General features: G+C 73.6%; 23 protein-coding genes. 14 read left to right on the forward strand and 9 right to left on the reverse strand.

Going from position 1 to position 22929, the window contains the following annotated elements; all coding sequences use genetic code 11:
- Positions 1 to 8 precede the first annotated feature (8 nt).
- Together ACFOW4_RS28330 and ACFOW4_RS28335 are read right to left on the reverse strand one after the other, a co-directional pair.
- The gene (locus ACFOW4_RS28330; RefSeq protein ID WP_377533350.1) at positions 9 to 908 is read right to left on the reverse strand and encodes a carbohydrate kinase family protein; all 900 of its coding nucleotides are present in this window, start codon (positions 906 to 908) and stop codon (positions 9 to 11) included.
- Complete coding sequence (locus ACFOW4_RS28335) at positions 905 to 1840, reverse strand: pseudouridine-5'-phosphate glycosidase (protein ID WP_377533351.1); 936 nt, start codon at positions 1838 to 1840, stop codon at positions 905 to 907. Before ACFOW4_RS28335 ends, ACFOW4_RS28330 begins: the two co-directional genes overlap by 4 nt.
- Positions 1841 to 1927: 87 nt before the next feature.
- On the opposite strand from ACFOW4_RS28335, the gene ACFOW4_RS28340 reads away from it, so the two are divergent.
- From ACFOW4_RS28340 to ACFOW4_RS28350, 3 genes are all read left to right on the forward strand, one after another.
- On the forward strand, positions 1928 to 2146 hold the full coding sequence (locus tag ACFOW4_RS28340) for a DUF3039 domain-containing protein (protein ID WP_377533352.1): 219 nt from the start codon (positions 1928 to 1930) through the stop codon (positions 2144 to 2146).
- 40 nt (positions 2147 to 2186) lie between these two features.
- Positions 2187 to 2849, forward strand: coding sequence for a trimeric intracellular cation channel family protein (locus ACFOW4_RS28345; RefSeq protein WP_377533353.1), 663 nt, complete (start codon positions 2187 to 2189; stop codon positions 2847 to 2849).
- 166 nt (positions 2850 to 3015) lie between these two features.
- Positions 3016 to 4749: a DEAD/DEAH box helicase gene (locus ACFOW4_RS28350; RefSeq protein WP_377533354.1), complete on the forward strand. Its 1734-nt coding sequence runs from the start codon at positions 3016 to 3018 to the stop codon at positions 4747 to 4749.
- 158 nt (positions 4750 to 4907) lie between these two features.
- Here ACFOW4_RS28350 and ACFOW4_RS28355 read toward each other — a convergent pair whose 3' ends face one another.
- Both ACFOW4_RS28355 and ACFOW4_RS28360 read right to left on the reverse strand, forming a co-directional pair.
- On the reverse strand, positions 4908 to 5141 hold the full coding sequence (locus tag ACFOW4_RS28355; RefSeq protein ID WP_184533193.1) for a hypothetical protein: 234 nt from the start codon (positions 5139 to 5141) through the stop codon (positions 4908 to 4910).
- 245 nt (positions 5142 to 5386) lie between these two features.
- Positions 5387 to 6991 carry an RNA polymerase sigma factor gene (locus tag ACFOW4_RS28360; RefSeq protein ID WP_377533355.1) on the reverse strand — a complete coding sequence of 535 codons (1605 nt, stop codon included), beginning with the start codon at positions 6989 to 6991 and terminating at the stop codon, positions 5387 to 5389.
- A gap of 288 nt (positions 6992 to 7279) precedes the next feature.
- On the opposite strand from ACFOW4_RS28360, the gene ACFOW4_RS28365 reads away from it, so the two are divergent.
- The gene (locus ACFOW4_RS28365; RefSeq protein ID WP_377533356.1) at positions 7280 to 8101 is read left to right on the forward strand and encodes an inositol monophosphatase family protein; all 822 of its coding nucleotides are present in this window, start codon (positions 7280 to 7282) and stop codon (positions 8099 to 8101) included.
- A 32-nt stretch (positions 8102 to 8133) separates the two neighbouring features.
- Here ACFOW4_RS28365 and ACFOW4_RS28370 read toward each other — a convergent pair whose 3' ends face one another.
- Positions 8134 to 8646, reverse strand: coding sequence for a LytR C-terminal domain-containing protein (locus ACFOW4_RS28370; RefSeq protein ID WP_377533577.1), 513 nt, complete (start codon positions 8644 to 8646; stop codon positions 8134 to 8136).
- Between the two features lie 435 nt (positions 8647 to 9081).
- On the opposite strand from ACFOW4_RS28370, the gene ACFOW4_RS28375 reads away from it, so the two are divergent.
- Positions 9082 to 9378 (forward strand): DUF4193 domain-containing protein, encoded by a 297-nt coding sequence (locus ACFOW4_RS28375; RefSeq protein ID WP_007075406.1) that lies wholly within the window; start codon positions 9082 to 9084, stop codon positions 9376 to 9378.
- Positions 9379 to 9501: 123 nt separating this feature from the next.
- Positions 9502 to 10299 (forward strand): hypothetical protein, encoded by a 798-nt coding sequence (locus ACFOW4_RS28380; RefSeq protein ID WP_377533357.1) that lies wholly within the window; start codon positions 9502 to 9504, stop codon positions 10297 to 10299.
- An 11-nt stretch (positions 10300 to 10310) separates the two neighbouring features.
- Here the strand turns inward: ACFOW4_RS28380 and ACFOW4_RS28385 are convergent, their stop codons facing one another.
- Positions 10311 to 10814, reverse strand: coding sequence for a DUF3093 domain-containing protein (locus ACFOW4_RS28385; RefSeq protein WP_377533358.1), 504 nt, complete (start codon positions 10812 to 10814; stop codon positions 10311 to 10313).
- Between the two features lie 92 nt (positions 10815 to 10906).
- Here ACFOW4_RS28385 and dut point away from each other — a divergent pair, with 92 nt between their 5' ends.
- The 4 genes from dut to ACFOW4_RS28405 all read left to right on the forward strand — a co-directional run bounded on the left by dut (position 10907) and on the right by ACFOW4_RS28405 (position 13350).
- On the forward strand, positions 10907 to 11443 hold the full coding sequence (gene dut / locus ACFOW4_RS28390; protein ID WP_377533359.1) for a dUTP diphosphatase: 537 nt from the start codon (positions 10907 to 10909) through the stop codon (positions 11441 to 11443).
- A 25-nt stretch (positions 11444 to 11468) separates the two neighbouring features.
- Positions 11469 to 12140, forward strand: a complete 672-nt coding sequence (locus tag ACFOW4_RS28395) for a DUF3710 domain-containing protein (RefSeq protein WP_377533360.1) — start codon at positions 11469 to 11471, stop codon at positions 12138 to 12140.
- A gap of 122 nt (positions 12141 to 12262) precedes the next feature.
- A complete protein-coding gene (locus tag ACFOW4_RS28400) occupies positions 12263 to 12643 on the forward strand; it encodes an OB-fold nucleic acid binding domain-containing protein (protein WP_377533361.1) in 381 nt (126 codons plus the stop codon).
- A 23-nt stretch (positions 12644 to 12666) separates the two neighbouring features.
- Positions 12667 to 13350, forward strand: coding sequence for a DUF3159 domain-containing protein (locus tag ACFOW4_RS28405; protein ID WP_377533362.1), 684 nt, complete (start codon positions 12667 to 12669; stop codon positions 13348 to 13350).
- Between the two features lie 75 nt (positions 13351 to 13425).
- Here the strand turns inward: ACFOW4_RS28405 and ACFOW4_RS28410 are convergent, their stop codons facing one another.
- Entirely contained in the window at positions 13426 to 14115 is a 690-nt protein-coding gene (locus tag ACFOW4_RS28410; RefSeq protein ID WP_377533363.1) for a potassium channel family protein, read from the reverse strand.
- Between the two features lie 3 nt (positions 14116 to 14118).
- Positions 14119 to 14784 (reverse strand): potassium channel family protein, encoded by a 666-nt coding sequence (locus tag ACFOW4_RS28415; RefSeq protein ID WP_377533364.1) that lies wholly within the window; start codon positions 14782 to 14784, stop codon positions 14119 to 14121.
- A gap of 160 nt (positions 14785 to 14944) precedes the next feature.
- Between ACFOW4_RS28415 and ACFOW4_RS28420 the strand changes: the two genes are divergently transcribed.
- The 4 genes from ACFOW4_RS28420 (at position 14945) to dxs (ending at position 21616) form a co-directional block, all read left to right on the forward strand.
- Positions 14945 to 17020 (forward strand): APC family permease, encoded by a 2076-nt coding sequence (locus ACFOW4_RS28420; RefSeq protein ID WP_377533365.1) that lies wholly within the window; start codon positions 14945 to 14947, stop codon positions 17018 to 17020.
- Complete coding sequence (locus tag ACFOW4_RS28425; protein ID WP_377533366.1) at positions 17017 to 18282, forward strand: class I SAM-dependent RNA methyltransferase; 1266 nt, start codon at positions 17017 to 17019, stop codon at positions 18280 to 18282. The genes ACFOW4_RS28420 and ACFOW4_RS28425 overlap by 4 nt, the downstream gene beginning before the upstream one ends.
- 49 nt (positions 18283 to 18331) lie before the next feature.
- On the forward strand, positions 18332 to 19498 hold the full coding sequence (locus ACFOW4_RS28430; protein ID WP_377533367.1) for an anhydro-N-acetylmuramic acid kinase: 1167 nt from the start codon (positions 18332 to 18334) through the stop codon (positions 19496 to 19498).
- Positions 19499 to 19660: 162 nt separating this feature from the next.
- Complete coding sequence (gene dxs, locus ACFOW4_RS28435; protein ID WP_377533368.1) at positions 19661 to 21616, forward strand: 1-deoxy-D-xylulose-5-phosphate synthase; 1956 nt, start codon at positions 19661 to 19663, stop codon at positions 21614 to 21616.
- 78 nt (positions 21617 to 21694) lie between these two features.
- On the opposite strand, the gene ACFOW4_RS28440 is transcribed toward dxs, so the two are convergent.
- Positions 21695 to 22888, reverse strand: a complete 1194-nt coding sequence (locus tag ACFOW4_RS28440) for a hypothetical protein (protein ID WP_377533369.1) — start codon at positions 22886 to 22888, stop codon at positions 21695 to 21697.
- Positions 22889 to 22929: the final 41 nt, after the last annotated feature.

The following is a 22929-nucleotide window of genomic DNA, read 5'->3' on the forward strand; positions in this document are numbered from 1 at the left end:
GCCCGCGCTCACGGCGTGGGTCGGGCGCCGATCGTGCAGACGGCGAGGGCGCCCAGGTCGCCCGCCCGGTCCAGGGCCGCGCGAGGCTCGGCGCCGGCGAGCCAGGCGGTCAGCAGGCCGGCCGCGAACGCGTCGCCGGCCCCGGTGACGTCCACCACCGCCACCCGCCGCGCCGGCGCAACGCTGAGCGTCGCGCTCCGGTCCACCCAGACCGCCCCGGCCGCCCCGCGCTTGACCACCACCCGCCGGGCCGACGCCGAGAGCACCCGCCCCTGCGCCGCCGGGTCCAACCCGCCGGCCAGCACCGTCGCCTCGTCCGCGTTGACAAGCAGCAGGTCGACGTCGCGTACCCAGGTCAGGAAGGCCGCCGCGCCCACCCGCCGCAGCGGCGCCGCGGACGCCGCGTCGACGCTCGTGGTCAGCCCACGCTCGCGGGCGGCGGCCAGCGCGCGCAGCCCGGCGCTGCGCGACCCGGCGTCCAACAGGGTGTACGCGGACAGGTGCAGATGCCCGGCGTCGGGCGCCCCCGCGAGGGCCCGCTCGACGTGCTCGGCGGTCAGCCGCAGGTTCGCGCCCCGTTGGCTGACCATGGTCCGCTCGTCGTCGACGGCCAGCACGATGACCGTGCCGGTCGACGCGCCCGGCACCCGGTCGACCGCGCAGTCGACGCCGGCGCGGTCGAGCTCGGCCACCCGGTCGCGCCCCGCGTCGTCGTCGCCGACCGCGCCGACGAGCGTCACCGCCACTCCCTGGGCGGCGATCCAGGCAGCGGTGTTGGCCGCCTGCCCGCCCCCGCTGAAGCGGATCTCGGCACCGGTGTCCGACCCACTGACCAGTGGCCCGGACAGCACCGCCACCACGTCGGTGATCACGTCGCCGACCACGACGATGCGGGGCGTTCGGCTCATGCCGGGCTGTCGGTACGCGGAGCGGCGGCGGCCACCGCGATCCGCGCGGCCAGGTCGGCGTTGCGCAGGATGATCCGGACGTTCACCGTCAGGCTCGCGCCGGCGGTGGCCGAGTGGAAGTGCGACAGCAGGTACGGGGTCACGGCCTTGCCGGTCACCCCGTCCGAGGCCAGCCGGGCCAGGCCGTCGGCGAGGGTCCGGTCGTGCAGCTCCGGGTCGAGCTGCTCGTCGACCGGCAGTGGGTTGGCCACGATCAGGCCGCCGGTGTGCACGGCGTGCTCATCGCGAGCGGCCAGCGCGGCCGCGACCTGCTCCGGCGAGTCCACCGACCAGTCCAGGTCGAAGCCGCCGTCGGTGAGGTAGAAGCCCGGGAACCGCCGGGTGCGGTAGCCGATCACGGCCACGCCGAGGGTCTCCAGCCGTTCCAGCGTCGCGCCCACGTCGAGGATTGACTTCACCCCGGCGCAGACCACCGCGATCGGGGTCCGGGCCAGCGTGACGAGGTCCGCCGACTCGTCGAAGGTCTGCGCGGCCTCCCGGTGCACCCCGCCCAGCCCGCCGGTGGCGAACACCCCGATCCCCGCCGCGGCGGCCACCGCGCTGGTCGCGGCCACGGTGGTGGCGCCGTCCGCGCCGGTCGCCGCCGCCACCGCCAGATCGCGGACGGAGAGCTTGGTCACACCATCGACGGTGGCCAGTCGGGTCAGCCCGGCGTCGTCCAGGCCGACCGTCAGCTGGCCGCCGAGCATGCCGATGGTGGCCGGCACCGCGCCGGCGTCCCGGACCGCCTGCTCGATCTGCCGGGCCACCCGGAGGTTCTGCGGCCGGGGCAGGCCGTGCGAGACGATGGTGCTCTCCAGGGCGACGACGGGACGCCCGTCGCGCAGCGCGTCGGCCACCTCGACGCCGTAGCGGATGTGAAAGTCGGTCACGCTGGCCCACGGTACGGTGCCGGCTTCGGCGGCCTGAAGTGGACCGGGCCGCTACGACCTGCCAAACTTGTCGGTTGGAGGTGCGACGTGAGCACAGAGGTTCTCGAGCGTCCGGAGCTGAAGGACGCCGACACCGGTCCCGAGATGTTCCACTACGTCCGCAAGGAGAAGATCGCCGAAAGTGCCGTCATGGGCACCTTCGTGGTCGCCCTCTGCGGGGAGACCTTCCCGGTCACCAAGGCGGCCAAGCCGGGCTCGCCGGTGTGCCCGAAGTGCAAGGAGATCTACGACTCGTACAAGGGGTGAAGCGGGGCCGGCGTCCCGGCCGGCCACGTAACCTGCGGCGGTGACCACCTCCACCGCCCTGCTCCTGGCTGATCTGACCGGGGTGGCGGTGTTCGCCGCCTCCGGGGCCTCCGCGGCGGTGGCCAAACGACTCGACCTGTTCGGCGTCGCCTTCGTCGGCTTCGTGGCCGCGCTCGGCGGCGGGATCTTCCGCGACCTGGTCATCGACGAGGTGCCCCCGCTGGCCTTCGCCGACTGGCGCTACGCCGGCACCGCCGCGGTCACCGCCCTCGCCGTCTTCTGGCTGCACCCCCAGCTGGCCCGCCTGCGTACCACCGTGCTGGTGCTGGACGCGGCGGGTCTGGGGCTGTTCACCGTCACCGGCACGCTCAAGGCGCTCGACGCCCGGGTGCCGGCGGTGGGCGCCTGCCTGATCGGCATGCTCACCGCAATCGGCGGCGGGCTCGGGCGCGACCTGCTCACCGCCGAGATCCCGGTGGTGCTGCGCCGGGAGATCTACGCGGTGGCCGCGCTGGTCGGCTCGATCGCGGTGGCACTGCTGTACCTCGTCGGGGAGACCGGGCCGGTGCCCCTGACCGCCGCCGCCGTGCTGGTCTTCGGGCTGCGCCTGATCGCGCTGCGCCGGCGCTGGTCGGCACCGGTGGCGGCGCTGCGCCCGCCGCGGACCGGTAGCGCGGATCCGCGTACCGACCGGGAGTGGTGAACCGGCCCGGATGTGACCAGCGTGGCGTCGCCTGGGCTCGGCGGCCGGCGCTGGTTATGCTGAGTCGGCCTTCGCGGCAGCTACTGCGCGGAGGCGTTTTCATGGGCGGCGGTACTCGTGGCCCTCGCCCGGGGTCCGCCGTCGTGCGGTCGGAGAGGAGCTTCGCGTGGCAGCCCGGACGCCGGTGCTCGAGACGTTCCCGGCACTACGTGCCTGGCAGCGCAAGGCCCTGGTGGAGTACCTGCGCCGGCGCACCGAGGACTTCACCGCGGTCGCGACGCCGGGCGCCGGCAAGACCACCTTCGCCCTGCGGATCGCCGCCGAGCTGCTCGCCGACGGCACCGTCGAGGCGGTCACCGTGGTCGCGCCGACGGAGCACCTGAAGACCCAGTGGGCCCAGGCGGCGGCCCGGGTCGGCATCCAGCTCGACGCCGCCTTCCGCAACGCCGACGTGCACTCCTCGGCGGACTTCCACGGCGCGGTGGTGACCTACGCGCAGGTCGGGATGGCCCCGCAGGTGCACCGGCGGCGCACCATGACCCGGCGCACCCTGGTCATCCTCGACGAGATCCACCACGCCGGCGACTCCCGATCCTGGGGCGACGGTGTGAAGGCGGCGTTCGAGCCCGCGGTACGCCGGCTGATGCTCACCGGTACACCCTTCCGCTCGGACGACAACCCGATCCCGTTCGTCAGCTACGAGCGGGGCGGCGACGGGCTGCTGCGCTCCCGCGCCGACTCGGTGTACGGCTACGCCGACGCGCTCCGCGACGGGGTCGTCCGGCCGGTGCTGTTCCTGGCGTACTCCGGCGAGACCCGCTGGCGGACCAACGCCGGGGACGAGCTGGCGGCCCGGCTCGGTGAGCCGATGACCCAGGATCTCGTCGCGCAGGCCTGGCGTACCGCGTTGGACCCGGCCGGCGACTGGATGCCGCAGGTGCTGCGGGCCGCCGACGCCCGGCTGACCGTGCTGCGCAACGCCGGGATGCCCGACGCCGGCGGTCTGATCATCGCCAGCGACCAGCAGACCGCCCGGTCGTACGCCAAGCTGATCGGGCAGATCACCGGCGAGACAGCCGCTGTCGTGCTCTCCGACGACGTGGGGGCGTCCGCTCGGATCGCGACGTTCGCGGCGTCCGACCAGCGTTGGCTGGTCGCGGTGCGGATGGTGTCCGAGGGCGTCGACATCCCTCGGCTGGCGGTCGGCGTCTACGCGACAAGCGCCAGCACGCCGCTCTACTTCGCCCAGGCGATCGGCCGGTTCGTCCGGGCCCGGCGGCCCGGGGAGACGGCCTCGGTCTTCCTGCCCAGCGTGCCGCACCTGCTCGGGCTCGCCAGCGAGATGGAGGCCGAGCGGGACCACGTGCTCGGCAAACCGAAGGACTCCGACGGCCTCGACGACGACCTGCTGGAGCGCGCCCAGCGCGACGACCAGGCCAGCGGGGAACTGGAGAAGCGGTTCGCCGCGCTCTCCGCCACCGCCGAACTGGACCAGGTGATCTTCGACGGTGCGTCGTTCGGCACCGCGGCCCAGGCCGGCACCCCCGAGGAGGAGGAGTACCTCGGCCTGCCCGGGCTGCTCACCGCCGACCAGGTCTCGCTGCTGCTCACCAAGCGTCAGGCCGAGCAGTTGGCCGCCCAGCGCCGGCGCAGCGCCGCCCGGGCCGCTGAGCCGGCCGCTGCGGCCACCGCCGCGCCGCCGGCACCAATGAGTGCCGCCCAGCGCCGGGTGGCGCTCCGGCGTCAGCTCAACGCGCTGGTGGCCGCCCGCCACCACCGCACCGGCCAGCCGCACGGCAAGATCCACGCCGAGCTGCGCCGACTCTGCGGCGGCCCGCCCAGTGCCCAGGCCACGATCGAACAGCTCGAGGAACGCATCGCCACCGTACAAACCCTCTGATCGGCAGGGCGCGGGGCGCGGGACGCGGGTGTTAGTAGGGGGCCCTTCCTCTACCTCAGGCGTTAATAAGGGCACCTTCCTTGCGGCCGGCGGCGTATGGAAAAGCCGACCGGAGGCACCCTCGGGGTGCCTCCGGTCGGCTATGTCGGGTTACGGATTCAGTTCGCCATCAGATCGGCGCCACGCCAGCTGAACTCCGGGTCCGCCGCGTACCGCACGGTGATCTTCACGAGATCCTCTGCGTACTTGTTCGCGTGGTGCCCACAGAACACCAGCTCGCTCCCGCCCGCCAGAGTGATACGGAGCTTGCCGGCAGCATTGCAGCGGTCGCACCGTTCATCGGCGGCTGGGGGAGCCACCGTCTCGGGCGGCGGCGTGAGGGTCGGGGTCATCGCCTTCCTCCTCTGGTCGTCACCGATGAACAATCTCTTCGGTCGTTGCTCACCTATCGTGCAACATCCTTCTCGGGCGCTGCCTTCCCTGTGTGCCCGCGGGGGACCGAGGTCACACATGGCAGGGACAGTGTGCCGTGCACCCAGGGTGCCACGTCAACGATCACATTCGTGCAACCGGACGATCACCATCTGGCGTTGCACGCCAGGTGGTCAAAACGACACGTTCGGTTGACGAAATCGGCTCAGTCCAGGTAGTCCCGGAGGACCTGGGACCGGGACGGGTGACGCAGCTTGGACATCGTCTTGGACTCGATCTGCCGGATCCGCTCCCGGGTCACCCCGTAGACCTGGCCGATCTCGTCCAGCGTCCGGGGCTGGCCGTCGGTCAGGCCGAAGCGCAGGCGTACCACGCCCGCCTCACGCTCGGAGAGCGTCTGCAGCACCTGCTGGAGCTGGTCCTGCAGCAGCGAGAAGGAGACGGCGTCGACCGCGACCACGGCCTCGGAGTCCTCGATGAAGTCACCGAGCTGGCTGTCGCCCTCGTCGCCGATGGTCTGGTCCAGCGAGATGGGCTCCCGGGCGTACTGCTGGATCTCCAGCACCTTCTCGGGTGTGATGTCCATCTCCTTGGCCAGCTCCTCCGGGGTGGGCTCGCGGCCCAGGTCCTGGAGCAGCTCCCGCTGGATGCGGCCGAGCTTGTTGATGACCTCGACCATGTGCACCGGGATGCGGATGGTGCGGGCCTGGTCGGCCATCGCGCGGGTGATCGCCTGCCGGATCCACCAGGTCGCGTACGTGGAGAACTTGTAGCCCTTGGTGTAGTCGAACTTCTCCACCGCGCGGATCAGGCCGAGGTTGCCCTCCTGGATCAGGTCCAGGAAGGCCATGCCGCGACCGGTGTACCGCTTGGCCAGCGAGACGACCAGACGGAGGTTCGCCTCCAGCAGGTGGTTCTTGGCGCGCTCGCCGTCGCGGGAGATCCACATCAGGTCGCGCTGCATCTCGCGGGTGAGCTTTTCCTCGCCCTCGTCGGCGGCGCGCAGCCGCTCGGCGGCGTAGAGCCCGGCCTCGATCCGCTTGGCCAGCTCCACCTCCTGCTCGGCGTTGAGCAGCGGGACCTTGCCGATCTGCTTGAGGTAGGCCCGCACCGAGTCGGCCGAGGCGGTCAGCTCGGCGTCCCGCCGGGCCTGCTTGAGCGCCTCGGACTCCTCGTCGTCCCACTCGAAGTCGTTGTCGGTCGCCGAGGCGGCGGCGTCGGTCTCGGCGGCCTGGGTCAGCTCGGCCGGCTCCTCGACCACGACGTCCTCGATCGCGGCGGCGAGCTCCTCCGGGTCGATGTCGCCCTCGGCGCCCTCGCCCTTCTTGCCGGCGGCCTTGGTCGGCTTGGCGCCGGCCGCGGCGACCGTGGCCTTGGTGGCGCGGGTCGACTTCGCGGCCTTGGCCGGCGCGCCCGCGGCGACCTCGGCGGGGCCACCGGTGGCCTTGCGCGCGGTGGCCTTGCGCGGCGCCGGCGTGGCCGGCGACTCGTCGGCGGCCGGCGCCTGCTTGGGTGCCGGAGCGGCCGCCTTCTTGGTGGTCTTGGCAGTGGTGGCCCGGGACGCCGGCGTGGCGGAGCGGGCGGCGGCGACCCGGCGGCGGGTGCTCGCCGAGCCGTCCACGACCACGGTCACTCCAGCCTCGGAGAGCGCCCGCAGAATCTTCTTGGCCTGGGCCGGCGTCACCTCGGCGGACTCGACGGTGCGCGCGAGCTGGGCCGACGTGAGCTGACCGCCGGCGCTCTGCGCGTGGGCGATCAGGGTGTCGGTGAGCGAGCGAACGTCGGCGCCGGTCTGGCGGGGTTCTGTCACGAATGACCTTCCGGAGGCGAAGAGCGGGCACGGCCGGGTCGCCCGGCGCAGCGTGGGCCACCGTGCCGGACGATGTGGTTGAGGGACCCCCGTGTCCCGGGCCGGCCGGTCTCGGCGGTCCGTGGCGCGTGGGCAGGGGTGAATTGTAACGCCGTCTGCGGCGATCATCCTGCGCCGCACGGCGTACCGGCGGTGGGGACCGCCGATTCGGCGCAGATGTGGACTTTGTAAGGATGATACTCGCGCGTGACCCGGAACACCCCGGACGTGCGGGAAGGGAACGCTGCGATGGACAGTTCGGTGCCGCCACCGCGGGAATTGTTGGAGATCGCGGTCGACGTGGCCCGGGACGCGGCCGCCACGGCGTACCGGATGCGGGTCGAAGGTGTCTCCGTGGCGGCGACCAAGAGCACGGTCACCGACGTGGTCACCGCCGCCGACCGGGCCGTCGAGCGGCAGGTGCTCGACGCGCTGCACCGGCTCCGCCCCGGCGACGCGGTGCTCGGCGAGGAGTACGGCGCGGGGGACACCGGACCGGTCGGACGGGGCGGCGTGCGGTGGATCGTCGACCCGATCGACGGCACGGTCAACTACCTCTACGGGCTGCCGTACTCCGCGGTGTCGCTGGCCGCCGAGGTGGACGGGGTGGTGGTCGCCGGCGTGGTGCGCAATGTCAGCACCGGCGAGGAGTGGACCGCCACCGCCGGCGGCGGCGCCTGGCGCGACGGGGTGCGACTGCGCTGCTCGGACGAGACCGACCTGGGGCAGGCGCTGGTCGCCACCGGCTTCGGATACGACGCCGGCCGTCGTGTCCACCAGGCCCGGGTGGTCGCCGAGCTGATCGGGCACGTGCGCGACATCCGCCGGCTCGGCGCCGCCGCGCTGGACCTCTGCCTGGCCGCCGAGGGGCGGCTGGACGCGTACTTCGAGAAGGGGCTGGCCGCCTGGGACCTGGCGGCGGGTGGCCTGGTGGCCGCCGAGGCGGGGCTGCGGGTCGCCGGCCTGGCCGGCCGAGCGGCCGGCCCGGATCTGGTGATCGCGGCTCCGCCGGCGCTGTTCGCGCCGCTGCACGATCGGCTCGCCGCCCTGGACGCCGCCGGCGGCCCCTGACCGGAGGGTCAGCGACCGCCGACGGCGGGTCGTCACTCCTTGACCGGGGCCGCGCAGGCGCCCTTCGGTACCTCCGGGGCGCCCAGGTCGCCGAGGGACTGGTTCACCTCGGTGGTGGTGGCCAGCTGCTGGAAGCTGCTGCCCAGCACCACGTCGACGACGTCGTCGGTGCGCTTCTCCTGGTAGTCCAGCTTGGCGTTGTCGAGGAAGTACGCCCGCAGCAGGTGCGCGGAGCCGACGGCCTTGGGCCCGTACCGCAGCACGGCCACGTCGTCGACCCCCTTGGCGTTGCCGACCTTCTTGACCTGGAACTTGCGGTTGCGGAAGTCGTCCGCGACGGCGCTGGCCCGGCCCGGCTCGTCGGTCGCGTTGAAGACGTTGATCTTGACGTCCTCCTGCTTGTGCAGGGTGACGTCGGCCAGCGGCCAGCCGTCCGGACAACCGGCCGCGGTGCCCGCCTTGCCCTGGGTGTCGCGGACCAGCGCCACGATCACGAAGGTCAGGGCCAGCACCGCCAGCAGACCGACGACGACGAGTGCTCGCACTCGCGCAAAACTCATCTGGGCGCTCCCCGGACCTCAAATGGGTGGCGGCGGCCGGCCACGGTCGCGCGGACCGGCGGCCGTCGAATACGCCGCTGAGGTTAACGGTTGTCCGGCCGTCGCGTGGAAACAGTCCGACATGCCGGCGCGCCGACCGGGAACCGGGTACTACTACCCCTATCTTCGTGTCGCCTGAGTCACATTGGGAACAAGTTCGCGTGCGGGGGCGTACATCTCAGCCACGAGGGCGGTATACATGCCTCGCCCAAAGGGGGGGTAAGGTACCGCGCTCGCCGGGGAGTTGCCCCGGCGGTCCCGATCCGGTCGGTCCACGGGTCGGGTGACCGACACAACTGGTGGCCGGCCAGCGGAACCGAAACAGCGTCGTCCGGCGTTACAACCGGAAGCGACAACATCGATATGGGAGAGTGAAAACCGATGGCCACCGACTACGACGCCCCGCGTCGCGACGAGGTCGACCTCGGCGAGGACAGCCTGGAAGAGCTCAAGGCCCGACGCGTCGACTCACAGTCGGGCGCCGTGGACGTCGACGAGGCCGAGGTCGCCGAGAGTTTCGAGCTGCCCGGCGCCGACCTGGCCGACGAGGAGCTCACGGTCAAGGTGCTACCGATGCAGCAGGACGAGTTCCGGTGCGCCCGCTGCTTCCTCGTACACCACCGCAGCCAGCTGGCGGTCGAGCGCAATGGTGAGCTGATCTGCCGAGAGTGCGTCTGACACTCACAACAACAACGGCGGCGGCCTCCTGATCGGGGCCGCCGCTGGCGACTTAGCCGTGCGACGCCGGTGGGGACCTGCTTGACTCGTAGCGGGTAGCCAAGCCACCGGGAGGTCGGATCCATGAGCGAGCGAGGTGACACCACCGGCGGCGGCGCGGACGACCTCGGCGCCACCGTCGCGGCGTTGACCGCGGACGACATCGAGCCGGCCCGTCGACGGCAACTGCTCACCCGACTGGTCGGTCAGGCCCGCGCCCGCGGGCTCACCGACCTGTTCAAGCCCCGCAGCGCCGTGCGCTGGATGGTCGACACGGTCGCCGAGGTGGCCCCGCACGTCCCGGTCCGGGACCTGGCCACCCTCCGCGGGCACTTCCCGGGGCTGGACGACGACGAGCTGGCCGAGCGACTGATCCGCAACGCCGCCCGCACCACCGCCGCGATCGGCGCGGCCGGCGGGGGCGTCGCCGCGGTCGAGTGGACCGTGGCCCCGACCCTGCTCTCCGCGCCGGTGCTGCTCGCCGCCGAGACGGTCGCCGTGGTGGCGGTCGAGTTGAAGATGATCGGCGAACTGCACGAGGTGCACGGCGTGCAACTGCCCCCCGGCGGCACCCAGCGGGCGGTCGCCCTGGTGCACTCCTGGGCCACCCAGCGCGGGATCAACCCGATGATGCCGGGCGCCGGGGTGGGCGCCGTGCTCGGCACCGCCGCCCGCAAGGAACTGCGGGACATGGTGATGCGGCGCTTCGGGCGCAACCTCACCACGCTCGGGCCGTTCCTCACCGGCGCGGCCGTGGCCAGCTACCTCAACCGGCGGGCCACCCGGGCCATGGCCGACCAGCTCCAGGTGGACCTGCGACGGCGGGGGATCGCCCGGCCGGCGTCGCCCGCGGCTCTGCCCGGCCCACCGACCGGCACCTGACCCGGCGCGGCTCAGCTCCGCGGCTGTGCGTCCCGGGCGGCCAGCAGCGCCTCGGCCAGCTCCACCGGGTGCCGGGTGCTCACCACCCAGAACGGCGTGGGGTCCGCCGGGTCGTCCAGCACCACCTGGACCGCGCCGGGAACCCACGGTCGCTGCACCACGAAGGCCAGCGGGTCCGCCGCCACGCCGAGCACCTCACGCCGGCCCGCGGCGTCCAGTGGCACCACGTCGGCCACGAAGCGCGCCGGCAGCCGGGCGTCGTCCACCCGCAGCTCGCCGTCGGCGACCGCGACCCGGATCCGCCCCAGCCACCACAGCCCGACCGCGGTCACCGGCAGCAGCACGGCGAACGGCAGCCAGGCGCGGACGCCGGCGGCGCCCATCCACACCTCGACGGCCAGCAGCGCGGCGGCCACCAGCCCGGCCAGCCACAGCCACCACGGCAGCGCGAGCCGTTCGGAGTACGCCACGGGGGCCGCGGTCGGCGACACCGCGGCGGGCGAGGAGGACGACATGCTCACTCCTGTAGAGGGTACGGCGCACGACGGCCCGGGTAACCGGCAGGATGGCAGGGTCACCCCGGAAAAACGGACGGAAAAGGGGAACCGTGACCGACGTCGTACCCGTGCCCGTACGGCTGCTCGACCCGGAGCTGCCGCTGCCCGCGTACGCCCATCCCGGCGACGCCGGGGCCGACCTGGTGGCCGCCGCCGACGTGGAGCTGCCACCCGGCGGTCGGGCCCTGGTTCCGACCGGCGTGGCGCTCGCGCTGCCCGAGGGGTACGTGGGCCTGGTCCACCCCCGCTCCGGTCTGGCGGCCAGGCTCGGCGTCACGGTGCTGAACGCGCCCGGTACGGTCGACGCCGGCTACCGGGGTGAGATCCTGGTCAACCTGATCAATCATGATCGGGACGTGCCGGTGACGATCTCCCGTGGCGACCGGATCGCGCAGCTCGTGGTCCAGCGGGTCGCGCGGGCGCAGTTCCAGCCGGTGGCCGAGCTGCCGGAGTCCGGGCGCGGGGCCGGCGGGCACGGCTCCACCGGCGGGCACGCGCGGCTGGTGCCGCCGCCGGCTGCCGGTGACCGGCCGGAACGCCGGCGAGCCGAACCGGAGCGCGAGCGTACGGAAGAGGTGTCAGGGTGAGTGCGAACAGCGGAGGGTGGGCGCAGTGATCTTCTCCCGAAAGCGGGCCGGTGCCGGGCGGCACAGCCGTGACGAGCGGACCGCCGAGGTCCTCGAGCACGACGCCGAGGAGTCGGCGCCGGCCCTCGTGCGGGGCCCGTACGACGTCTCCGAGGCTCCGGACGGGGTGCAGCGGCTCGACCTGGGCAGCCTGCAGATCCCGGCCATCGCCGAGGTCGAGGTGCGGGTGCAGGCCGACCCGCAGGGCGTGATCCAGCAGGTGGTGCTGGTGCACGGCGAGAACGCCCTGCAACTGGGTGTCTTCGCCGCCCCCCGGTCCGAGGGGATCTGGGACGAGGTGCGCGAGGAGATCCGTCAGTCGTTGCTCCGCGACGGCGCCACCGCCCAGGAGGTCGAGGGCGAGTACGGCACCGAGCTGCACGCCCGGGTGCGGACCGCGGACGGGCCGACCGACCTGCGGTTCGTCGGCATCGACGGGCCGCGCTGGATGGTGCGCGGGGTGTTCCAGGGCACGGTGGCCGTGGACCCGTCCACCGCCGGGCCGCTCGCCGAGTGCCTCGACGGCCTCGTGGTCGACCGGGGCCAGGAGGCGAAGCCGGTGCGTGAGCCGCTGCCGCTGCGGTTGCCCCGGGAGATCGCCGACCAGGCCGCCGGCGAGGCCGAGGCCGCGTCCGCCGCCGAGCCTCGCCAGGTCTGACCGACGCGCACCGGCCCGCCGGGACCGGCCCCGTCGGCGTACGCTGGCGGCACGGTTCCGGCGTCGCCGGGGCCGCCAGCGCCGGCGGGTCCGGCCAGCTTGGAGAGGGTGACGCGGAGGTCATGACGACCGACGAGAGCCGGGTGTCGCTGCGGCGGTTCCTGCAACGGCTCACCGCCAGCGAGGCCGAGATCGAAGCGGAGGAACTGCGCCAGGAGAGCGCGGAGTGCGGCGGTGTTCCGGCCGGGCAGTGCTCCCGTGGCCAGGTGGTCTCGGTGACCGGCAAGCTGCGTACCGTGGTCTACACGCCGCGGACCAACCTGCCCACGCTCGAGGCCGACCTGTACGACGGCAGCGACGTCGTGACCCTGGTCTGGCTGGGCCGGCGGCACATCGCCGGCATCGAGCCGGGGCGCCACCTGACCGCGCGCGGCCGGGTGGCAATGCGCGACGACCGCAAGGTCATCTACAACCCGTACTACGACCTGGACGCGCCGAAGTGACGGCGGCGGACGGAGGGCCGGCGATGACCACGGGCCAGCACCAGGCCGTACCGCCGGGGACACCTCCGGAGGACGACGAGAGCCTGCCGACGATCGCCGAGCAGATGGCCGACCAGCTCGGCGGCTGGCGGGGGCTGGTCGAGTCCAGCATCCCGGTGGTGGTCTTCGTCGTTGCCAACATCATCGGTGAGCTGCGGCCCGCGGTGCTCGCCTCGGTGGCCGTCGCGCTGCTCATCGCCGGTCTGCGGCTGGCCCAGCGCCGCCCGGTCCGGCACGCGGTCAACGGGCTCTTCGGCGTCGGCGTCGGCGCGGCCATCGCCTGGCGCACCGGCGACGAGCGGGACTTCTACCTCCCCGGCATCCTCTACGGCATCGGCTACGGGGTAGCCCTGCTCGTCTCGGCGGCCATCCGGCAGCCCCTGGTGGGCTGGATCTGGTCGGTGCTGGTCGCCAAGGGCCGCGCCGAGTGGCGCGACGACCCCCGACTGGTGCGCACCTTCACCCAGCTCACCGTGCTCTGGGGCGTGGTCTGGCTGGCCAAGGTGGGCGTGCAGGCCGGGCTCTACCTGGCCCACCAGGACACCGCGCTCGGGGTGGCCCGCCTGGCGCTGGGTTACCCGCCGTACGCGCTGCTGCTGCTGATCACGGTGTGGACGGTGCGCCGGGTCACCCGGGAGTCGCAGCCGACGCCGCTGCCCGGCGCCTGACGGCAGGTCGGCGGCTCCGACGGCCGGTCGGCCCGCGCGTCCCTCGACGCGCCGGGCGGCCGACCGGCCGTTCTCTCAACGTGACTCGCGGGTCCGTTCGACGCTGTCCGGGCCGAGGATGACCGCCCGCACGTCGTCCTCCACCTCGGCGGTACAGACGAAGACCAGCTCGTCGCCGGCCTCGATCGGGTCGTCCGGGCTGGGCACCAGCACCCGCTTGCCGCGCAGGATGGCCACCAGCGCGGAGTCCCGGGGCAGCGGCACGGCGTGGATCGGCTGGCCCACGTAGGGCGCGGTCGGCGGCAGGGTGATCTCCACCAGGTTCGCCTCGCCCTGCCGGAAGGTCATCAGCCGGACCAGGTCGCCGACCGTGACAGCCTCCTCGACCAGCGCGGCCATCACCCGCGGCTTGCTCACCGCGACGTCGACGCCCCACTGCTCGGTGAAGAGCCACTCGTTCTCGGCACGGTTGACCCGGGCGACCACCCGGGGCACCGCGAACTCGGTCTTGGCCAGCAGCGACACCACCAGGTTGACCTTGTCGTCGCCGGTCGCCGCGACGACCACGTCGCAGCCGGCGACGTTGGCCTCCTCCAGGCTGGTCAGCTCGCAGGCGTCGGCCAGCACCCACTCGGCGGCGGGCACCCGGTCCGGGCGCAGCATCTTCGGCTGACGCTCGATCAACATGACCTGGTGGCCGTTCTCGATCAGCTCCTGGGCGATCGAGCGGCCCACGTTGCCGGCGCCGGCGATGGCGATGCGCATGGCTCAGTGCCCCCCTTCGGGCGGCGTCGCCGCCACCGACGTGACCGTGGCCACGATGTCGTCGGTGACCAGCATGAAGACCTGGTCACCCTCCTGCACGACGAGGGACGCGGTGGGCAGGGTGCCGATGCCGAAGCGGATCAGATACGCCACCCGGGCGCCGGTCGCCTCCTCCAGCCCGCGTACCGACCGGCCGATCCACTCCTTGTGCACCGGCACCTCGACGATCGACACGGTGCTCGTCGGGTCGCGGAAGATCTCCACGTTGCCCTCCGGCACCAGGTGCCGCAGCATCCGGTCCGCGGTCCACCGCACGGTCGCCACGGTGGGGATGCCCAACCGTTCGTAGACCTGCGCGCGGCGCTGGTCGTAGATGCGGGCTGCGACCCGGGACACGCCGAACGTCTCGCGGGCCAGCCGGGCGGAGATGATGTTGGAGTTGTCGCCACTGGAGACCGCGGCGAAGGCGTCCGCCCGCTCGATGCCGGCCTGGCGCAGCACGTCGCCGTCGAAACCGGCGCCGGTCACGGTGATGCCCGCGAAGTCCGGGCCGAGGCGGCGGAAGGCGTCGGCGTCCTGGTCGATCACCGCCACCGAGTGCCCCCGGGACTCCAGGCTGTGGGCGAGGGTCGAGCCGACCCGGCCACATCCCATGATCACGACATGCACGCTGTCCTCCCAAGGTGGCACCGCCCGGTCGCCGGTGGCCTTCGACTGCGAGCCTGCCACGTCCCGGCCGGGGGCGGGGACCGACGGTACTCCGCCGGTGCCGCCGTCCGTGATCGCCCACCCCCACACCCCGCTGGCGGTGGTCGTACTCTTGGCGTTCGTGGCCAGTCCCACCTCGCTGCTGAAGCGGCTTCTGCTCGGTCGACCGTTCCGGTCCGACCGGCTCCAGCACACCCTCCTGCCGAAGCGCATCGCGCTGCCCGTCTTCGCCTCCGACGCGCTGTCCAGCGTCGCGTACGCGCCCGACGAGATCCTGCTGACCCTCTCCATCGCCGGCGCCTCGGCGTACTTCTACTCGCCGTGGATCGCCCTCGCCGTGGTGGTGGTCATGCTCACGGTGGTGGCCAGCTACCGGCAGAACGTGCACGCCTACCCCTCGGGCGGCGGCGACTACGAGGTGGCCACGGTCAACCTGGGCCCGAAGTTCGGCGTCGGGGTGGCCAGTGCCCTGCTGGTCGACTACGTGCTCACCGTGGCGGTGTCGGTCTCCTCCGGCGTGGCCAACCTCGGCTCGGTGCTGCCCTTCGTGGCCACCCACAAGGTCATGATCGCGGTGCTCGCGGTGGTGCTGCTGACCGCCGTCAACCTGCGCGGCCTGCGCGAGTCGGGCACCGCGTTCGCCATTCCCACCTACGGCTTCGTCATCGTGATGGGCGCGATGCTGTTCACCGGGCTGTTCCGGGTCCTCGTCCTGGGCGACGAACTCCGTGCGCCCAGTGCCGACCTGGTCATCCAGGCCGAGCACAGCGTGACCGGTTTCGCCCTGGTCTTCCTGCTGCTGCGGACGTTCAGCTCGGGCGCCGCGGCGCTCACCGGTGTCGAGGCGATCTCCAACGGCGTCCCGGCGTTCAAGGCGCCGAAGAGCCGCAACGCCGCCACCACGCTGCTGCTCCTGGGTGCGATCGCGGTGAGCCTGCTGGTCGGGATCATCTGGCTGGCCCGGCTGACCCACCTGCAGTTCGTCGAGGACCCGGCCCTGCAGATCGTCTCCGGTCCGGACGGGTACGTGCAGAAGACCGTCACCACCCAGCTCGGCGAGACGGTCTTCGGGTCCGGCTCGTTCCTGCTCTACGTGGTGGCCGGGATGACCGCGCTCATCCTCTTCCTGGCGGCGAACACCGCGTTCAACGGCTTCCCGGTGCTCGGCTCGATCCTCGCCCAGGACCGCTACCTGCCCCGCCAGTTCCACACCCGGGGCGACCGGCTGGCCTTCTCCAACGGCATCACCTTCCTCGCCCTGTTCGCGATCGTGCTGATCGTCGGCTTCCAGGCCGAGGTGACCCGACTCATCCAGCTCTACATCGTCGGGGTGTTCGTCTCGTTCACCGTCTCCCAGGCCGGCATGATCCGGCACTGGAACCGGCACCTGCGCACCGAGCGGGATCCCGAGGCGCGCCGCCGGATGCACCGTTCCCGGGCCATCAACACGTTCGGCATGGGCCTGACCGGCACGGTGCTGGTGATCGTGCTGGTCACCAAGTTCCTGCTCGGCGCCTGGATCGCGATCGCCGCCATGGCGGTGATCTACCTGCTCATGCTGGCCATCCGCCGGCACTACGACCGGGTGGCGGCCGAGCTGACCCCGCCGGACGAGGGCCGGGCGGTGCTGCCCGCCCGCAACCACGCCATCGTGCTGGTCAGCAAGCTGCACCAGCCGACCCTGCGGGCCATCGCGTACGCCCGGGCCACCCGGCCCGACACGCTGACCGCGGTGACCGTCAACGTGGACGACAAGGACACCCGCGACCTCCAGGCCGACTGGGAGCGGCGGGAGCTGCCGGTCCCGCTCACCGTGATCGACTCTCCGTACCGGGAGATCACCCGGCCGATCCTGGACTTCGTCGCCTCCACCCGCCGCAAGTCGCCCCGCGACGTGGTCACCGTCTTCATCCCCGAGTACGTGGTGGGACGCTGGTGGGAGAACCTGTTGCACAACCAGAGCGCGCTCCGGCTCAAGGGCCGGCTGCTCTTCGAACCGGGAGTGATGGTGACCAGCGTGCCGTGGCAGCTCGCATCGAGCGAGCGCAAGGACCTGGACCGGCTGGACGCCACCCTGTCCCGGGGGCCGGCCCGCGGGCCGCGGGTGGTGCCGGCCGGCGCCCTGCCGCCGGTCGTCCCGCCGGTGGTCTCCGCGCCGCCCGGGGAGAGCGGCCCGAGCGCCGGGGAGCGCCCGTGACCGCCGGCAGTAACGACGAGGCGACCGGCCAGCGGCGTGTGCTGGAGGAGGCCGAGCGGGTCGAGCTGACCGTCGACTCGGTGGCCCCCGGCGGGCACTGCGTGGCCCGGCTCGACGGGCAGGTGGTCTTCGTCCGGCACGCCCTGCCCGGCGAGCGGGTGATCGCCGAGGTGACCGAACTGCACCGGGGTTTCGCCCGTGCCGACGCCGTCGAGATCCTCGAGGCCTCGCCGGACCGCGTCGAACAACCCTGCCCGTGGGCGAAGCCGGGCCGGTGCGGCGGTTGCGACCTGCAACACGTCGCACCTCCGGCGCAGCTGACCTGGAAGGCCACCGTGGTCCGGGAGCAGCTCACCCGGCTCGGCGGGCTCACCGACGCGGAGGTGGACGCCCTGGGGGTCACCGTCGCGGCGCTGCCCGGCGGGCCGCTCGGCTGGCGCTCCCGGGTCCGGTACGCGGTCGACGCCGCCGGCCGGGCCGGCCTGCTCAAGCACCGCTCGCACGAGGTCGTGCCGATCGACTGGTGTCGGATCGCGCACCCGGCGATCCAGCACCTGCCGGTGCTCACCCCGTCCGGCGCGCGCTGGCCGGACGCCGAGGCCGTCGAGACGGTCGCCTCCACCGGCGGGGACGTCACCGTCACCGCCGTCGCGGAGGGGGTAGCCACGCCGGTCAGCGGGCCGGAGCGGGTCCGTGAGGTCGCCGCCGGCCGGGACTGGACGTTGCCCGTCGGAGGCTTCTGGCAGGTCCACCCGGCCGCCGCCGACACCCTGGTCGCCGCCGTGCTGGACCTGCTCGCCCCGCAACCCGGCGAGTCCGCTTGGGACCTGTACGGCGGGGCCGGGCTCTTCGCCGCCGCGCTCGCCGGTCGGGTCGGCCCGGACGCCCGGATCACCCTGGTCGAGTCCTCCGCGCAGGGCGTCGACGCGGCTCGGGAGAACCTGGCCGACCTGCCCCGGGTGGAGGTGGTGGCCGCCCGGGTGGAGACCGCGCTGGCCCGCCGCCGGATCACCGGGCCGGTCGACCTGGTGGTGCTCGACCCGCCGCGCTCCGGCGCGGGCGCGCCCGTGGTGCGCGACGTGGTGGCCGCCCGGCCGCGGGCGGTCGCGTACGTGGCCTGCGACCCGGCCGCGTTCGCCCGGGACGTCCGCACCTTCACGGAGCTGGGCTGGCGGTTGTCCGCGCTGCGCGGCTTCGACATGTTCCCGATGACCCAGCACGTCGAGCTGGTCGGGCTGCTGCTGCCCCCGGCCGCGGGTTAGCAGGGGACCCTTCCTATACATCAGGCGTTAACAGGGGGCCCTTCCTTTCATGAAGATCGTTGGGTTGATGTCGGGCACGTCGTACGACGGGGTGGACGTGGTCGCCGCCGAGTTCAGCGTTGACGGGGACACCCTGTGGATGCGGCCGCTGGGCCATCGTGAGCTCCCCTACGACGAGGAGCTGCGTGCCGAGATCGGCAGGGTGCTGCCGCCGGCGGCCACCACCATCGAGGCGGTCTGCCGGCTCGACAACCGCCTCGGCGAGGTCTTCGCCGAGGCGGCGGCGGTCGGTCTGGAGCTGGCCGGCGGACGCGCCGACGCGGTGGTCTCGCCCGGGCAGACGGTCTTCCACTGGGTCGCCGACGGCACCGCCCGGGGCACCCTCCAGCTCGGCGCGGTGGCCCGGGTGGCCGCCCGGGTCGGCGTACCGGTGCTCAGCGACCTGCGCTCGGCGGACATCGCCGCCGGTGGGCAGGGCGCACCGCTGGTGCCGGCCTTCGACGCGCTGCTGCTCGACCCGGCCGACGGCGCGGGCCCCCGGGCGGCGCTGAACCTCGGCGGCATCGCCAACCTCACCGTGGTCGCCCCCGGCGCGCCGGTGCTCGGGTACGACGTGGGCCCGGCCAACGCCCTGCTGGACGCCGCGGCCCGCCGATTCCTGGACCGGCCCTGCGACGTCGACGGCGCCCGGGCGGCGGCCGGCCGGGTGCACCCGGGCCTGCTCGCCGAACTGCTGGCCGAGCCGTACTACGCGGCGCCGCCGCCCAAGTCCACCGGCAAGGAGCTGTTCCACGCCGGCTACCTGGACCACCGGCTGACCGCGCTCGGTGAGCCGGTGCCGGTGGACGACCTGCTGGCCACGCTGACCGAGCTGACCGCGCGGGTGGTGGCCGCCGAGTGCGACCGGCACGGCGTGACCGAGGTGGTCATCGCCGGCGGGGGAGTGCGCAACCCGACCCTGCTGGGCCGGCTGGCCGCCCTCGGCGCGGGCCGGTGGCGGCTGCGCGGCACCGACGAGCTGGGCGTCCCGGCGCAGGCCAAGGAGGCGTACGCCTTCGCCCTGCTCGGCTGGTTGTCCTGGCACGGCCTGCCCGGCGCGATCGGCTCGGTGACCGGCGCCACCCGGCCGGCGGTGCTCGGCTCGTGGACTCCGGCCGGGCCGGCGCACCGCGCCACCCCGGCCACTCCGCCCCGGCGGCTGCGCATCCGGGCCTGACCAGCCGCGCAGCCGTTGCCCGACCAGCCGCGCGGCCGGCCGCCGGCCTCCGGGCCGGCCGCCGTCTGACCGGTCGCTCAGTCGGCCGGAGCCGGGCGGGCCGGGGTGCCCGACGCTCGGGCCGCGCTGCGGAGTACCGGACGGCCGATAGACTCTCCGGTCATGAGTGTTGAAGAGGACACGGCCAACCACGGCCGGCTGCTGGCCACGGTGCGCGGTCCGCAGGACGTCAAGCGGATGTCCGGCGAGGAACTGGACATCCTCGCCGCCGAGATCCGGGACTTCCTGATCGCCAAGGTCTCCCGCACCGGCGGGCACGTCGGGCCCAACCTCGGTGTGGTCGAGCTGACGCTGGCCATGCACCGGGTCTTCGACTCCCCCCGGGACCGGCTCCTGTTCGACACCGGTCACCAGGCGTACGTGCACAAGATCCTCACCGGGCGGCAGGCCGGCTTCGACAAGCTGCGCCAGCGCGGTGGCCTCTCCGGCTACCCCAGCCAGGCGGAGAGCGAGCACGACCTGATCGAGAACTCGCACGCCTCCACCGCGCTCTCCTACGCCGACGGGCTGGCCAAGGCGTACGCCCTGCGCGGCGAGTCGCGCAGCGTGGTGGCCGTGGTCGGCGACGGCGCGCTCACCGGCGGCATGTGCTGGGAGGCGCTGAACAACATCGCCACCGCCGGCAACCCCCTCGTCATCGTGGTCAACGACAACGGCCGCTCGTACGCCCCGACCATCGGCGGGCTGGCCGACCACCTCTCCTCGCTGCGGCTCAACCCCGGCTACGAGAAGGTCCTCGACACGGTCAAGGACGCCCTCGGCTCCACGCCGCTGGTCGGCCGACCGATGTACGAGGTGCTGCACGCGGTCAAGAAGGGCATCAAGGACGCCGTCGCCCCGCAGGCCATGTTCGAGGACCTCGGCATCAAGTACGTCGGCCCGGTCGACGGGCACGACGTGGCCGCGGTCGAGTCGGCCCTGCGCGCGGCGAAGAACTTCGGCGGTCCGGTGATAGTGCACGCGGTCACCCGCAAGGGCTACGGCTACCGCCCGGCCGAGGAGGACGAGGCGGACTGCCTGCACGGCCCGGGCAGCGCCTTCGACGTGGAGACCGGCGCGCTGCTGGCCGCCCCCTCGGTGAAGTGGACCCACGTCTTCGCCGACGAGTTGCTGGCCATCGCCGACGAGCGGCCGGACGTGGTGGGCATCACCGCCGCGATGGCCGAGCCGACCGGCATCGCCAAGCTGGCCCGGAAGTACCCCGAGCGGGTGTACGACGTGGGCATCGCCGAGCAGCACGCGGCCACCTCGGCGGCCGGGCTGGCCCTCGGCGGGCTGCACCCGGTGGTCGCGGTCTACGCCACCTTCCTCAACCGCGCCTTCGACCAGGTCCTGCTGGACGTGGCGATGCACAGGCTGCCGGTCACGTTCGTGCTGGACCGGGCCGGCATCACCGGCCCGGACGGCCCCAGCCACTACGGCATCTGGGACATGTCCGTCTTCGGGGTGGTCCCGGGGCTGCGGATCGCCGCCCCCCGCGACGCCGCCACGCTGCGCGAGGAGCTGCGCGAGGCGGTGGCCGTCGACGACGGCCCGACCGTGGTGCGCTTCCCGACCGGCGCGGTCGCCGCGGACCTGCCGGCGCTGCGCCGGGTCGGCCCGGTCGACGTGCTGGCCGAGTCGGCCCGTACCGACGTGCTGCTGGTCGCCGTCGGCTCCTTCGCCCAGCTGGGCATGGAGGTGGCCGCCCGGGTCGCCGAGCAGGGCTACGGGGTCACCGTGGTCGACCCCCGGTGGGTCCGTCCCGTCCCGGCCGAGCTGGTCGAGCTGGCCGCCGGCCACCGTCTCGTGGTCAGCGTCGAGGACGGCGTACGCGTCGGCGGCGTGGGCGACGCGCTCGGCCAGGCGATGCGCGACGCCGACGTCCGGGTGCCGCTCAAGGACCTGGGCGTACCGGCCGACTGGCACCCGCACGGCACCCGGGCGCAGATCCTCGCCGACCTGGGCCTCACCGCGCAGGACGTGGCCCGCAACGTCACCGGCTGGATCTCCGGCCTGGACGGCACCCCGGTCGAGCCGGTCCGGTTCACCGCCGACGACGCCGCCGCCCAGAACTGACCCGAGTTCCGCACTCCGACGGCGGGCGCCCCTCCGGGGTCGCCCGCCGTCGCCATCTCGCGATCCGGCGGGCGGGGGTCAGCGGGGGGAGACGGAGCGGTAGTGGGTCTTGTCGCCGCCGGCGAGGCTGAAGGTGCGGGTGCTCGTGGGCTCGGGCACGACCGCCAGGCCGGGGCGTTCGACCAGCAGCGGGGTGCCCGGCGGCACCGACAGCGAGCTGTCCCGGGTGGCCCGCCAGCTGAGCACCACCAGCGGCTGCCCGGGCACCGGCAGCGAATACGTCTGCAGCGGGGTGGCCCGGTCCGCCGGCGAGACCACCGGCGTGCCGCGGTCGGCGGGTCGGTAGACCACCGCGGTCATCGTGCCGGCGTCCGTGTCCCAGCTGAGCTGCTGCAACTCGGCCGGCTCGCCGCCGCCGAGGGCGACCTCGCCCAGCGACCGGACCGTCAGCTTCGCCATCGGCCAGGACGTCGGCACGGACCGGGGCGCGTCGCGGTCACCGATGCGGCGCGGGATGCTGCCGAACGGGCCCCGCTCCCCGGCGAGCACGCAGGTGTCGAGGCCGGTGAGCGCCCGCCGGCCGGAGCCGGACTCGTCGCGCACCAGCGGGTAGCGCGGATCGGTGGTGCCGGTGCCCAGGTCGAGCAGCCGGTCGGCGGCCCGGCCCCGGGGCAGCGACCCGGTGACCCGCAGGGTGGCGGTCACCGGCACCGCCCGGCAGGCCGGCACGTCGACCGGCGCGCTGAGGCCGTCGGTGAGGGCCAGGGCCCGGTCGTCCGGCCCGACCAGCCGCTCCACCCGGGCGGAGACCAGGTAGCGGCGGCCGGCGGTGGTCTGCACCGGGAGGACGTCGGAGTAGACCAGGTATCCGGGGTCGGTGTACTCGGTGGCCCGGGTGACCGCGTACCGGTCGCCGTCGCGGGTGAGTTGCAGCAGCCAGGACGCGCTCTCGCCGGGTACGTCCGCGGCGACCAGGGCCAGCGCGGCGCCGTCCGTGCGGCCGGACCAGAGGATGCCCGACGACGGCAGATGGACCCGGTCGTCCGCCGGTGACCGCCAGTCGCGTACGGCGTCGGTGACGGCCGCGGTGGCCGCCGTGTCCCCGGCGAGGTCGCCGCGGGGTGGCCACACCGCCAGCGACCCGTCCAGGCTGTCGTACCCGACACGCAGCGCACCCGGCTGCCGGTCGGCGAGCGGACCGCACGCCGTGACGGTCAGCACCGTGCTCAGCAGCACCGTGAGCGTCCTGCCGTGCCGCCGGCCCGGAGTCACCTGACCCGCCCCCGATCGCCTCGTCCGTCGCTGCTGGAAAG

This window comes from Micromonospora sp. GCM10011542, from assembly GCF_042650685.1.
Taxonomy (GTDB): domain Bacteria; phylum Actinomycetota; class Actinomycetes; order Mycobacteriales; family Micromonosporaceae; genus Micromonospora.